This is a genomic window from Thermobifida cellulosilytica TB100, from assembly GCF_001517975.1.
GTDB lineage: Bacteria > Actinomycetota > Actinomycetes > Streptosporangiales > Streptosporangiaceae > Thermobifida > Thermobifida cellulosilytica.
The window spans coordinates 424,936-437,843 of the sequence record NZ_KQ950181.1 but is presented as its reverse complement, the minus strand read 5'-3'; the positions used below and the strand labels follow the sequence as shown (position 1 = coordinate 437,843).

The 12,908-nt window shown below is 70.7% G+C and carries 12 protein-coding genes; all 12 read right to left on the bottom strand.

Annotated elements, in window-relative coordinates:
- Nucleotides 1–38 precede the first annotated feature (38 nt).
- On the bottom strand, nt 39–1,517 hold the full coding sequence (locus tag AC529_RS08255) for an aldehyde dehydrogenase family protein (protein ID WP_068755271.1): 1,479 nt from the start codon (nt 1,515–1,517) through the stop codon (nt 39–41).
- Nucleotides 1,517–2,002 carry a MaoC family dehydratase gene (locus AC529_RS08250; RefSeq protein WP_232306635.1) on the bottom strand — a complete coding sequence of 162 codons (486 nt, stop codon included), beginning with the start codon at nt 2,000–2,002 and terminating at the stop codon, nt 1,517–1,519. The genes AC529_RS08255 and AC529_RS08250 overlap by 1 nt, the downstream gene beginning before the upstream one ends.
- Nucleotides 1,999–2,907 (bottom strand): HpcH/HpaI aldolase/citrate lyase family protein, encoded by a 909-nt coding sequence (locus AC529_RS08245; RefSeq protein ID WP_068755267.1) that lies wholly within the window; start codon nt 2,905–2,907, stop codon nt 1,999–2,001. The genes AC529_RS08250 and AC529_RS08245 overlap by 4 nt, the downstream gene beginning before the upstream one ends.
- Nucleotides 2,907–4,073 carry an acyl-CoA dehydrogenase family protein gene (locus tag AC529_RS08240; RefSeq protein ID WP_068755265.1) on the bottom strand — a complete coding sequence of 389 codons (1,167 nt, stop codon included), beginning with the start codon at nt 4,071–4,073 and terminating at the stop codon, nt 2,907–2,909. The genes AC529_RS08245 and AC529_RS08240 overlap by 1 nt, the downstream gene beginning before the upstream one ends.
- A 65-nt stretch (nt 4,074–4,138) precedes the next feature.
- Nucleotides 4,139–4,909, bottom strand: coding sequence for an SDR family NAD(P)-dependent oxidoreductase (locus tag AC529_RS08235; RefSeq protein ID WP_068755262.1), 771 nt, complete (start codon nt 4,907–4,909; stop codon nt 4,139–4,141).
- Between the two features lie 202 nt (nt 4,910–5,111).
- Nucleotides 5,112–6,254, bottom strand: coding sequence for an acyl-CoA dehydrogenase family protein (locus tag AC529_RS08230; protein ID WP_232306634.1), 1,143 nt, complete (start codon nt 6,252–6,254; stop codon nt 5,112–5,114).
- Between the two features lie 110 nt (nt 6,255–6,364).
- A complete protein-coding gene (locus tag AC529_RS08225; RefSeq protein WP_068755259.1) occupies nt 6,365–7,528 on the bottom strand; it encodes an acyl-CoA dehydrogenase family protein in 1,164 nt (387 codons plus the stop codon).
- 392 nt (nt 7,529–7,920) lie between these two features.
- The gene (locus AC529_RS08220; protein WP_068755257.1) at nt 7,921–8,706 is read right to left on the bottom strand and encodes a crotonase/enoyl-CoA hydratase family protein; all 786 of its coding nucleotides are present in this window, start codon (nt 8,704–8,706) and stop codon (nt 7,921–7,923) included.
- Between the two features lie 49 nt (nt 8,707–8,755).
- A complete protein-coding gene (locus tag AC529_RS08215; protein ID WP_068755256.1) occupies nt 8,756–9,514 on the bottom strand; it encodes an SDR family NAD(P)-dependent oxidoreductase in 759 nt (252 codons plus the stop codon).
- 23 nt (nt 9,515–9,537) lie between these two features.
- Nucleotides 9,538–10,731: a thiolase family protein gene (locus tag AC529_RS08210; RefSeq protein ID WP_068755254.1), complete on the bottom strand. Its 1,194-nt coding sequence runs from the start codon at nt 10,729–10,731 to the stop codon at nt 9,538–9,540.
- Nucleotides 10,732–10,841: 110 nt separating this feature from the next.
- On the bottom strand, nt 10,842–11,576 hold the full coding sequence (locus AC529_RS08205; protein ID WP_068755252.1) for a FadR/GntR family transcriptional regulator: 735 nt from the start codon (nt 11,574–11,576) through the stop codon (nt 10,842–10,844).
- A gap of 239 nt (nt 11,577–11,815) precedes the next feature.
- A complete protein-coding gene (locus AC529_RS08200) occupies nt 11,816–12,784 on the bottom strand; it encodes a zinc-binding dehydrogenase (RefSeq protein ID WP_068755250.1) in 969 nt (322 codons plus the stop codon).
- Nucleotides 12,785–12,908 lie beyond the last annotated feature (124 nt).

The following is a 12,908-nucleotide window of genomic DNA, read 5'->3' as shown; positions in this document are numbered from 1 at the left end:
ACCTTCGCAACCCTGCCGACCGAAAGGGGGACACGGGGTCAGACGACCCACTGGATGTGGCGGGGCTCCAGGAACTCCAGGATTCCCCACTCGCCGAGCTCCCGGCCGACACCGGAGCGTCCCGCGCCGCCGAAGGGGGCGTCGGGGCGCATCGCGCCGCCGCCGTTGATCCACACCGTGCCGGCGCGCAACTGCTCGGCGACGCGGCGGCCCTCCGCCAGGTCGGGCGCCCACACGTTGGCGGCCAGGCCGTAGGCGGTGTCGTTGGCCAGGCGGATCGCCTCGTCGGTGTCGCGGAACGGCAGGACCACGGCGACCGGGCCGAAGATCTCCTCCTGCACCGCGCGGGCGCTGTGCGGCAGGTTGCCCAGCAGCACGGGGTTGACGTACCAGCCCTTCTCCGGCAGCGGGGTCTCCACCTGGAGCAGCGCCTTGCCGCCCTGCTCCAGCGCCTCGGTGATGAAGCCGTTGACCCGGTCGCGGTGGTCGGGGCGGATCAGCGGGCCGATGTTGGTGGCCGGGTCCCACGGGTCGCCGACCTTCATGTGCTTGAAGGCCTCGGCCCCGGCCGCCAGGAAGCGCTCGTAGAGGTCCTCGTGGACCAGCAGCCGGGCCAGCGCCGCGCAGCCCTGGCCGGCGTTGCGGGACCAGCGCAGGTGCATGTCGACCGCGAAGGACTCGACCTCGCAGCCGGGCAGCACGATGTTGGCGGACTTGCCGCCCAGCTCCAGGGTGACGCCGTTGAGGTTGGCCGCGGCCTGGGCCATGATCTTGGCGCCCACCGCGTCGGAGCCGGTGAAGGACACCTTGTCCACGCCCGCGTGGGAGGAGAGGTACTGGCCGACGTCGGCGCCGCCGATGATGATGTTGAGCACGCCGTCGGGCAGGTCCGACTCGCGGACCAGCTCGCCCAGCAGCAGGGTGGTCAGCGGGGTGCGGGGCGAGGGCAGCAGCACCACGGTGCAGCCCGCGGCCAGCGCCGCGCCGAACTTGAAGATCGCCAGGTTGAGCGGGTAGTTGTAGCCGGTGATCGCGGCGACCACGCCCACCGGGAAGTGGTCGACGTCGCTCATCGTGGGCACCGGGATGTCGTAGGAGCCCAGGTGGACCGTGCGGTCCTTCTTGGCCGCCTCGGCCTGCCAGCGCAGGTGGCCGATGCCCATCTTCACCTGGAGGAACTCGGCGAGGGAGACGGGGGTGCCCACCTCGTTGACGATGGAGGCGAGCAGCTTCTCCCAGCGCTCCTCCATCAGGTCGGCGAGGCTGTTGATGGCGGCGCACCGCTCCTCGCCCGACATCCTCGACCAGGGGCCGAAGGCGTCCCGGGCCGCCCGGATGGCCTGGTCGACCTGCTCCAGGGAGGCGCCCCGGACGGTGGCGATGACCTCCTCGGTGGTGGGGTTGTAGACGTCCCACTGCTCGCCGGCCGGCTCGACCGGCCGGCCTCCGATGGTCAGGTCCCGCACCCCGGGGACGTAGTCGCGGATGGCGGCGATGGTCTCAGCGCTGATGGCCATCAGGCCTCTTCCTCCTTCTTGTCGGCGTCGGCGGGCTTCTTGAGCATGAGGCCCACCCGGCGGCACAGGCAGACCAGGACGTCGTCCTGGTTGTAGCCGCGGTGCTCGAACCAGACGATCCCGGAGTCGTTGCGGCTCTTGGACTCGCGCTTGTCGAGGATGGTGGTCTCGGCGCGCAGGGTGTCGCCGTGGAAGACCGGGTGCGGGAACTTGACCTCGTCGTAGCCGAGGTTGCCCAGGGTGGTGCCCATGGTCAGCTCGGGCACGTGGAACGCGCCGATGAGCGCCAGGGTGAACAGGCTGTTGAAGACGCGGCGGCCGTGGATGGTGGTCTTGGCGAACTCCTCGTCCAGGTGCAGCGGCTGGAGGTTCATCGTCAGCGAGGTGAACATAATGTTGTCCATCTCGGTGACGGTCCGGGTGAACGGGTGCTTGTACACCTTGCCCACCTCGAACTCCTCGAAGTACAGCCCTCTCATCGTCATTTCGCTTCCTCCGCGCTCTTCGCGTCGCGTGCCCGCAGGCGCTCGGCACGCTCCAGCCACTCCAGTGCCTTGTCGTAGTGGGCCTTGTCGATGTGCACGCCCCGGTAGCGCAGCGCTCCGATCCCCTCGGCTGCGGCCTTCTCGTAGGCTTCGACCAGACCCCGGTAGAAGGCGACGTCGGCGTCGGAGGGGGTGAACACGTCGTTGATGACCGCGACGTGGCTGGGGTGGATCGCGATCATGCCCCGGTAGCCGAGCTGGCGGCCCCGCCGCGCGAACTCGCGCAGGCCGTCGAGGTTCTCCAGGTCCTCCCACAGCCCGGTGAGGGCGTGGATGCCGGCCTCGCGGCAGGCGAGCAGGATGCGGCTGCGGTGGTAGAGCGTCTCGGTGCCCTCCAGCGTCCACTCGTAGCCCACGGCCCGGGCGATGTCGGCGTGCTCGGCGGTCGGGCCGATCATGGCGCCCACCCGCGGGGACGCGGTGGCCACCTCCAGGCAGGAGTGGATGGCGCGCACCGTCTCCACCGGGATGATGTACTCCAGACCGCTGACGCCGTTGCGGGCCTCGAAGTGGTCCAGCAGCGCGTCGTAGCGCAGCACGTCGGTGGCCTGCTCCACCTTGGGGGCGAAGATGCCGGTCAGCCCGGGGACCACGACCTCCTCCAGGTCGGCGCCGGTCATCTTGGTGTGCAGCGGGTTGACCCGGACGAACAGGCCGACGTCGGGGTGGTCGGCGCGCACCCGGCGGATGGACTCGGCGACCGTGGCCCGGGCGGCGGCCTTCTCCGCCTGGGGCACCGAGTCCTCCAGGTCGAGCACGATCGCGTCGGCTCCGGACGCCAGCGCCTTGGCCACCCAGGTGGGGCGGTGGCCGGGGACGAAGAGGACGGAACGGTAGGGCTGCATCAGTAGCTCCTCGGCAGGCCCAGGACGTGCTCGGCCACGTAGTTGAGGACCATCTCCTGGCTGATCGGCGCGATGCGCATCAGCCGGGCCTCGCGGAAGTACCGCTCGACGTGGTACTCCTTGCTGTAGCCGTAGCCGCCGTGGACGCTCAGCGCGGCGTCGGCGGCGAAGAACCCGGCCTCGGCGGCCAGGTACTTGGCGGCGTTGGCCTCACGGCCGCTGGGCTGGCCGTTGTCGATGAGCCAGGCGGCGCGCTGGCACATCACGTCGGCGGCGTCGAGCTTGATCAGGGCCTCGGCCAGCGGGAAGGCGATGCCCTGGTTCTTGCCGATGGGGCGGCCGAAGACGGTGCGCTCCTTGGCGTAGTTGGTGGCCCGGCGCAGCGCGGCGCGGCCGATGCCGATCGCGGCGTTGGCGGAGATGACCCGCTCGGCGTTGAGGCCGGCGAGGATGGTCTTGAAGCCCTTGCCGACCTCGCCGATGACGTCCTCGTCGGCGACGAACAGGTCGTCGATGAACAGCTCGTTGGTGTCGATGGCGTTGCGGCCCATCTTGGGGATGCGGCGCACCGTGACGCGCTCGCGGTCCAGGGGCGCGAAGAACAGGGTCAGCCCGTCGGTCTTCTTGGCGACCTGGTCGCGCGGGGTGGTGCGGGCCAGCAGGATCAGCCGCTCGGCCTCCTGGGCCTTGGTGATCCACACCTTCTTGCCGGAGATCAGCCAGCCGCCGTCGACCTTGCGGGCGAAGGTGGACAGGTTGGTGGTGTCGGTGCCCGCGTCGGGTTCGGTGACGGCGAAGGACACGTGCAGGTCGCCGGTGACGAGGCGGGGCAGGAAGCGCTGCTTGAGGTCCTCGCTGCCGTACTTGATGATCGGCTCGAAGCCGAAGATGCCGATGTGGACCGCGCTGCAGCCGTTCATGCCGGCGCCGGAGGCGGCGATCTCCTGCTCCACGATGGCGGCCTCGGTGACGCCGAGTCCGCCGCCGCCGTACTCGGTGGGCACGGTCAGGCCCAGCCAGCCGCCCTTGACCACGGCGTTGTAGAAGTCCCAGGGGAACTCCTGCGACTGGTCGTGCTCCATCCAGTAGTCGTCGGAGAAGTTGGCGCACAGGTCGCGCACCGCGGCGCGGATGTCCTCGTGCACCGTGTCCTTGCTGAAGTCCATGGGGTCCTCCCGGTGGGCCCGCCCGCGCGGGGCTCGGGCCGCGCGGGCGGGTCGGTGTCCAGTCGCTACTTGGCGGTCAGCCCGCCGTCGACGGGGATGGTGACGCCGGTGACGTAGCTCGCGTCGTCGCTGGCGAGGAAGGCGATGACGGAGGCGATCTCCTCGGGCTGGGCGCCGCGGCCGAGCGGGATGCCGCTGATGAAGTCCTTGGTCAGCTCGGAGACGTCGGCCCCCGGCTCACGGCCGAAGAACTGGGCGAGCATGGGGGTCTGCACGGTCCCGGGGCAGATCACGTTGACACGGATGCCGTCGGGGGCCCCCTTGAGGGCGAGGGCGCGGGTGAAGGGGACGAGGGCGCCCTTGGTCAGCGAGTAGAGCGGGCTGAAGGGGGAGCCGACGAGCGCCGAGGTGGAGGAGGTCATGGTGATCGACCCCTTGCCCTCGGCGGCCTTGAGCAGGTCGTAGCCGAGGGTGCAGGTGTAGTAGGCGCTCTTGATGTTGACGTCGATGTTCTTCTGCCACTGGGCGTCGTCGGTCTCGATGCCGGCCGGGCCGGGCATGCCGACCTGGGCGTGCAGGACGTGCAGGACGCCGTGCTCGGAGCGGATGCGGTCGAACAGCGCCTTGAGGCTGTCGTTGTCGGTGGCGTCGACCTGGACCGGGGTCGCCTTGCCGCCCGCGGTGGTGATCTCCTCGGCGACCTTGCGCGCCGCGTCCTCGCTGAGGTCGGCCACGTAGACGGTGGCTCCCTCGGAGGCCAGGCGGTGCGAGATGGCACGGCCCATGCCGGATCCGCCACCGACGATGGCGGCGACACGTCCTTCAAAACGGCGCATTATCGCGTCCTTTCCCAACAGTGGTTTGTTCGGCCTGGTCGTCGTGCGGGGCGCACCGGCGGGGGTGCGCCGTCCTGCGTCCACCGCGGCTCACACAATCCGCGCACCCTATTACTTCTAATCATCATAATGGTTTATGTGATGTAGGTCAAGGGTGTCCCCGGCCCAGGCCACACGGTCCGGGGCGGTTGCCGCGGCGGGGTCAGCCGCGCTGCTTGGCGAGTCGGCGGGCCAGGGAGTCGAGCAGCACCTCGGTGGCCCCCTCGTAGATGCGCAGCGGACGCGCGTTCCGGTAGAGGCGTTCGATCTTGGAGCCGCGGACCAGCCCGAAGCGCCCCATGGTCTGCACCGAGCGGTCGACCACCCTTCCGGCGGCCTCCGTGGCGCTGACCTTGGCGATCGAAGAGTAGTCCAGGTGGCCCAGCGGGTCGCTCTTGGCCAGCGCCGCCGCCCGGTAGGTGATGGCCCGGGCCGTCTCGACCTCGCTCCACGACAGGGCCAGGCTCTGCGAGACCGCGCCCAGCTCCAGCAGCGGGCGGCCGAACTGCTTGCGGTTCCGGGCGTGGCGCAGGGCCTCGTCCAGGGCGGCCTGGGCCAGGCCGACCGCCGAGCCCGCCACGGTCACCCGGAACACCGCCAGGGTCTGCAACATCAGGGAGAACGCCTTGCCGGGAACGCCCAGGCGGTGGTTCTCGGGCACCTCGACGCCGTCGAAGTGCAGCTCGCCCAGGATGTGGGGGGCGATCAGGTCGTCGCCGCGCCGCACGGTGAGGCCCGGCGCGTCGGCGGGGACCAGCACCATGGAGTAGCCCTCGCCCTCGCGGCCGAGGACGCAGTAGAAGTCGGCGGCGCCGCCGTTGGTGATGAACGACTTGCGGCCGTCGACCCGCACGCCCGCGGCGGTGGCCTGGATCGTCGTGGTGACGCCGCGCAGGTCGGAGCCGATGTCCGGCTCGGTCAGGGCGAGCCCGGCGATCGCCTCCAGGCGCGCCACCCGGGGCAGCCACTCGCGCTTGAGCTCCTCGGTGCCGCCGACGGTGAGCGAGTAGCTGCCCACCCCCTGCATGCCGAACAGCGAGTCCAGGTGGGCCGAGGTGTACATGAGCGCCTCGCGCACGACGGCGATCGCGAGCGGGTCGAGGACGTCGCTCTCACCCCCGTAGGCCGCGGGCACCACCTGGCGCGCCAGGCCGCTGTCGCGCAGCACCTCGGCCACGCCCTCGTGCACCTCCACTGCGGCGTCCGCCTCGTCGGCGAACTCCTCGACCCGCTCGGCCACGGAACGCGCGAGCTGCTGGATCTCGCGGTGGCGCGGACCCAGGTCGAACAACTGCCCCTCTTCCACGATCGCCTTCTCCCTCGAAGCGGTGTGCTGAAACGGTCCGGGCCGGTCCGGCGGCTCCCCCGGGTGCGGTCGGCGGGCCGTCCGCCCGCCGGAGGCCGCCGCCGGACGGCTCAGCGGCGCTGGTTGAACTTGCGGCCCAGCAGCTCGGAGACGATGCGCATGCGCTGCATGTTCGGCGTGCCGCCCGCGATGGCCCAGCCGTGGGCGTCGCGGTGCAGCCGCTCCAGGCCGTACTCCTCCGTGTACCCGTTTCCGCCGTGCAACTGCATGGCCAGGTCGGTGACCCGCTTGGCCATCTCGTTGGCGGAGCACTTGGCCAGGGAGACCAGCAGCGGGTCGGGCAGCTTGCCGCCCTCGGCGCTGGCCGCGGCGCGCTGCTGCAACAGCCGCGAGGAGTCGACCTGCATCACCATGTCGGCCAGGGTGAGCTGGACGCTCTGGAACTCGATGAGCTGCTTGCCGAACTGCTCGCGCTCCTGGACGTACTTGATGGTCCGGTCCAGCGCCTCCTGGCCGATGGCCAGGCTCATCGTGGTGTTGCCCAGGCGCTCGATGGAGAAGACGCCGAACAGCTTGCCGAAACCGCCCGCGGGGACGACCAGGTTCTCCTTGGGCACCCACACCTCGTCGAGGATGACGTCGGCCGAGGGGATGCCGCGGAAGCCCATGAGCCGCTCGGGGGGGCCGAAGCTGAGACCGGGGGTGCCCTTGTCGACGACGAGCGCGCCGATCGCCCGGGAGCCGGGCTCGTCGTTGAGCCGGGCGTAGACGAGGTACTGGTCGGCCTCGCCGCCGTTGGAGATCCAGCGCTTGGTGCCGGTGATGACGTAGCCGTCGCCGGAGGGGCGGGCCGTGGTGCGCATGTCGGTCGCGGCGGAGCCGGCGTCGGGCTCGGAGATGGCGACGGCCATGGTCTTGGCACCGGAGATGATGTCGGGGAGCCAGCGCTCGCGCTGCTCCTCGGTGCCCAGGTAGTTGATCACCTGGGCCGGTCCGGTGTTGGCCTCGAAGATCTGGAAGGCGGCCGGCCGGCAGACCCGGCCGAACTCCTCGATCACCGCCAGCGCCTGGGCCAGCGGCGCACCGGCGCCGCCGTAGCGCTCCTGGTGGGCGATACCGAGGAACCCGAGCTCGCCCAGGCGGAGCCGCTCCTCGCGCGAGATCGGCTTGCGCTCGACGTCCAACTGCTCGGCGATCGGCCCGTACACCTCGCGGGCGACCTTCGCAGCAAGTTCACGGATCTCCGTGTACTCATCGACGGGTCTGGCCGTCATGGGGCTACCCCCTTCCGGTCTTGGTTAATCATTATACTAGATTTCAGCATCCAGCAGTCCCCGGGTCAACAGCCGCCGCGCCGCCACCGCAACCCGCCTCCGAAGCAGCCCTCTGCAGCCCCGGGGGCACCGGAAAGCCGTACGCCCCGCCGACCCCGCCCGCGAGCCACCCCGGGACGGGCACCCCCGGGAGGCGCCGGCGGGACCGTCGCACACCTCCGGCATTGGAGATCAGCGTACCATAATCATTGTTATGTTGATCAGCAATTATGGGAATGTTGGGTTCCGATCCTCCTCAGACGCCACAACATGCCGGGGGCGCCCCGTGTCGGGACGCCCCCGGCATGCGTGGAGACGGGCGAAACAGCGCGGCGGCGCGCCCCGGGTCGGAGCTACCGGCCGGTCCAGCGCGGCTCGCGCTTCTCGACGAACGCGAGCGCGCCCTCCTTGGCGTCCGCCGACTTGCGCACCGGGTCGACGTACTCCTCCTGGCGTTCGAACTGGGTGTCCAGCGGCCAGTCCACCGAGTTGACCAGCACCTGCTTGGAGGCGGCCAGGGCGAGGGGCGCGTTGGCGGCGACCTCCTCCGCGAGGTCGAGCGCGGCCTCGAACGCCTTGCCGGGCTCGGTGAGCCGGTTGACCAGGCGCACCTCGGCGGCCTCGGTGGCCGGCCACATCCGGCCGGTGAGGACGAGCTCCATGGCCAGGTGGTAGGGGATGCGGTGCTGCAGGCGCAGCAGGCCGCCCGCGGCGGCGGTGAGGCCGCGCTTGACCTCGGGCAGGCCGAACTTGGCCTCCGAGGAGGCCACGATCAGGTCGCACGAGAGCACGATCTCGAAGCCCCCGGCCAGGGCGTAGCCCTCCACCGCCGCGATGAGCGGCTTCTTCGGCGGCTGCTGCACCAGTCCGGCGAACCCGCGGCCCGGCACGATCGGCCGCTCACCGCGGGCGAAGCCCTTGAGGTCCATCCCCGCGCAGAACGTGCCGCCCGCCCCGGTGATGACGCCGACGCTGAGGTCGGGTCGGCTGTCCAGGGTCTCCAGGGCCTCGGCGATCTGGAAGGCCATCGCCTGCGACATCGCGTTGCGGGCCCGGGGGCGGTTCATGGTGAGCACGAGCACCCGCCCGCGTTCCTCGACGAGGAGCTCGGGTGCGTCGTCGTTGGTGGTGCTGCTCATCTTGGGTTCTCTCTCCTGCTGCCCGCCGGGGCGGGCGGGTCCGGTGTCCTCAGCGCGCGCTCATGCGCAGGGCGCCGTCCAGGCGGATGACCTCGCCGTTGAGCATCTTGTTCTCGATGATGTGCTGGGCGAGCATGGCGTACTCGTCGACGTGGCCCAGGCGGTTGGGGTGCGGCACCGACCGGCCGAGGGCGTCGCGGATCTCCTGGGAGAAGCGGCTGAGGATGGGGGTGTCGAACACGCCCGGGGCGATCGTGGCGACCCGGATCTTCTTGGAGGCCAGGTCGCGGGCGGCGACGATGGTCATGCCGGCCACGCCGGCCTTGGCGGAGGCGTAGGGGATCTGCCCGATCTGGCCCTCGTAGGCGGCGACCGAGGCGGTCAGCACGCACACGCCCCGCTCCTCGTCGACGACCTCGTTCTTCGCCATGCGGGCGGCGGCCAGGCGCAGCACGTTGAAGGTGCCGAACAGGTTGATCCGGACGATCTCCTCGTAGGTCTCCAGGGAGCCGGGGCTGCCGTCCTTCTCGACCACGCGCACGGTGGCGCCCCGTCCGGCGCAGTGCACCAGAGCGCGCAGCGGGGCGGCGGCCTCGGCGCGGTCGAGCGCCGCGTCGACCGCCGCGGGGTCGGTCACGTCCGCGGGGGCGAACGTCCCGCCGATCTGCTCGGCCACCTCGGCTCCCTTCGACTGGGGCAGGTCGACGATGACCACGTGCGCCCCCTGCTTCGCCAGCCGCGCCGCGGTCGCCGCGCCCAGACCGGAGGCCCCTCCGGTCACCACGACGGAAGCTCCGTTGACGTCCACGCTGTCTCCTCCGAAAGTCGCTGTCAGATGCGTTCGATGATGGTGGCGTTGGCCATGCCCCCGGCCTCGCACATCAGTTGCAGGCCGAACTGCTGGTCGTTGTCCTCCAGCGCGTGCAGCATCGTGGTCATCAGCCGCGCGCCCGAGGCGCCGAGCGGGTGGCCGAGCGCGATCGCACCGCCCCGCGGGTTGACCTTGGCGATGTCGACGTCGAACTCGGCGAGCCAGGCCAGGGGGACGGGGGCGAACGCCTCGTTGATCTCGACGTGGTCGATGTCGGACAGCGACAGGCCAGAGCGCTCCAGGACCTTGCGGGTGGCCGGGATGGGAGCGGTCAGCATGAGCAGCGGGTCGTCGCCGCACACCGCCATGGAGTGGACGCGGGCGCGCGGGGTGTAGCCGAGCTCCTCGCACTTGGCACGGCTCATCAGCAGCAGCGCGCTGGCCCCGTCGGTGATCTGCGAGGAGTTGCCCGCGGTGATGCTCCAGTCGATCTCGGGGAAGCGCTCGGACAGCTCGTGGGTGGCGAAGACGGTCTTGAGGCCGGCGAGCTTCTCGACGGTGCTGCCGGGGCGGATCGTCTCGTCGCGGTCGACGACGCCGGCCGGGGTGCGCACCGGGACGATCTCCCGGTCGAACTGGCCGGCCTCCTGGGCCCGGGCGGCCAGTTGGTGGGAGCGGACGGAGTACTCGTCCAGCGCGGTGCGGTCCAGCTTCCAGCGTGCCGCGACCAGCTCGGCCGCCACTCCCTGGGAGACCAGCCCGGGCGCGTAGCGCTCGGCGACCATGGTGCCGTAGGGGTCGGCTCCCATGCGCGCGGAGCCCATGACGACGCGGCTCATCGACTCCACGCCGCCGGCGACCACGATGTCGTAGGAGCCGGCCATGATGCCCTGGGCGGCGAAGTGGACCGCCTGCTGGCTGGAGCCGCACTTGCGGTCGATCGTGGTGGCCGGGACGTGGGTGGGGAAGCCGGCGCCCAGCCAGGCCATCCGTCCCGGTGTCGCGGACTGCTCGCCCACCTGCGACACGCAGCCGATGATGACGTCGTCCACGGTCCCCGGGTCGAGGTCGTGGCGCGAGATCAACTGCTGGAGGGTCTGGGCGAGCAGGTCCACCGGGTGAACGTCGGCGAGGGCTCCGCCCTCACGGCCGCGACCGGCGGCGGTGCGCACCGCGTCGACGATGACCACATCGTTGGATCGCGCTTTTGACATGAATATTTCTTATCATGATTTGGATCATTCGTCTATATCTGGGCACAGCGCGATCCCCGGCGACGCTGCTCCTGGGGAGGGGGACGGCGTCGCCGTCACCACAGCAGCGGTCAGGAGCTCCAGACGATGGGGGCGTCGAGCACGTCGGGGAACTTCTTCTCGGCGTAGCGGACGTACTCCTGGATGTGCCGGGACATCGCCTCGGCGGAGGCGTCGGGGTCGCGCGAGGCGATCGCCTCGTAGATGCTCAGGTGGGCCTTGTGCACCGCGGCGCGCCGGAACTGGGGGTAGTCGATGCCGATGGCCGAGCCGTCCAGGATGCCGAGCAGGGAGTCCACCAGGTAGCCGAACATCACGTTGCCGGAGCCGTGGGCGATGAGGTCGTGGAAGCGCTTGTTCTCCTCCAGGAAGACCTCCTGGTCCTCCAGGTTGTCGTACATGGTGTCCAGGCTCTGCTTGAGCTCTTCCAGCTTCTCGTCGCTCATGCGCTCCGAGGCCAGCCGCGCCATCATGGGCTCCAGCGCGGTGCGCGCCTCGGTGATGGTGCGGAAGGGCGCCTTCTCGAACTGCATGAGCAGGGTCAGCGTGGTGGTCAGGCTGCTGGCGTCCGGCTGCTGGACGACGGGGCCGCCGCCCGGACCCGGGCGCAGCGAGATGACCCCCTGGAGCTCCAGGAAGCGCAGCGACTCGCGCAGGGTCCCCCGCCCCACGGAGTACTCGTCGAGCATGACCCGTTCGGGGGGCAGCCGGTCGCCCACCGTGTTGCCCCGTCGGTTGATGTCGGCGACGATCTGCTGGGCGACCAGCATCGCCGTCTTCTGCGGCCGCAGCGGCGGCTGTGCCATGGCAAGCACCTCACGTCTCGGTCGGTCCTCCGGCGACACAGACGTCACCAGATAGACTAATGATACGCATAGTTAGTTCATTTTACCTTTTCCCTGCTACGTTGCGAAACACGTTCGTTACGAGCGGTCCCGGCCGCAGCGTCGGCGCGTCGGGGAAAAGCGTGTGGGCCGCCGCTCCGTGAGGAGCGGCGGCCCACACGGTCGTGGCTCGCCGGAGGCACTCGGTCAGGGCCGGGCGCTCACCGGGTGAAGACGATCTTGCCGAACAGCTCCCCCTCGGCCATGGCCGCGAAGCCGTCGCGCGCCCGCTCCAGCGGCATCGTGTCGTGGATGACCGGACGCACCCCGGTGACGTCGAGGAAGTCCAGCAACTGGGCGAGCTCGCGGCGGCTGCCCATGGTGGAGCCCAGCACCCGCAACTGCTTGAAGAAGATCCGGGTCAGCTCGGCGTCGTCGGGGTTGGCGCCCGAGGTCGCCCCCGAGATCACCAGGGTGCCGCCCGGACGCAGCGACCGGATCGAGTGCGACCAGGTGGCCCGGCCGACGGTCTCCATGACGGCGTCCACCCTGACCGGGAGGCGCTCACCGGAGGCGAGGGCCTCGTGTGCGCCCAGCTCCAGGGCGCGCCTGCGCTTGGCCTCGTCGCGGCTGGTGGCGAAGACCCGCAGCCCCGCGGCGCGGGCCAGGGCGATCAGCGCGGTGGCCACGCCGCCGCCCGCCCCCTGCACCAGCACGCTGTCGCCCGGCTTGAGCTGGGCCTGGGTGAACAGCATCCGGTAGGCGGTCAGCCACGCGGTCGGCAGGCAGGCGGCCTCCTCGAACGACAGCGACTTCGGCTTGGGGACGAGGTTGCTCCTGGGCACGGCCACCTTCTCGGCCAGGGTGCCCTGGTAGCGCTCGCTGAGCAGGGTGCGGCCCGGGTCGAGGGTCTCGTCGCCGGTCCAGTCGGCACTGCCGACGACGGCGTGGACGACCACCTCGTTGCCGTCCTCGTCGTAGCCGGCGGCGTCGCAGCCGAGGATCATCGGCAGGTACTCCTCGCGCAGGCCCACACCGCGCAGCGACCAGAGGTCGTGGTGGTTGAGCGCCGCGGCCCGGACCGTGACGACCGCCCAGTCCTCCGCCGGCTCGGGCTCGGGGCGCTCCCCCAGGCGCAGCGCGGACAGCGGATCATCGGGCGAAAAACTCTCGGCGTAGACAGCGAACATCCACTTCCCCCTCACTCGTGGCCGCCATCGGTCTGCCGGAGTATAGAACCCGCCCCCATCTGCGGAATCCACTGCCCCCGGGGCGTGTCCCGGGGCCGCGCCCCGCGGAGGCCCGGCTCCGGGA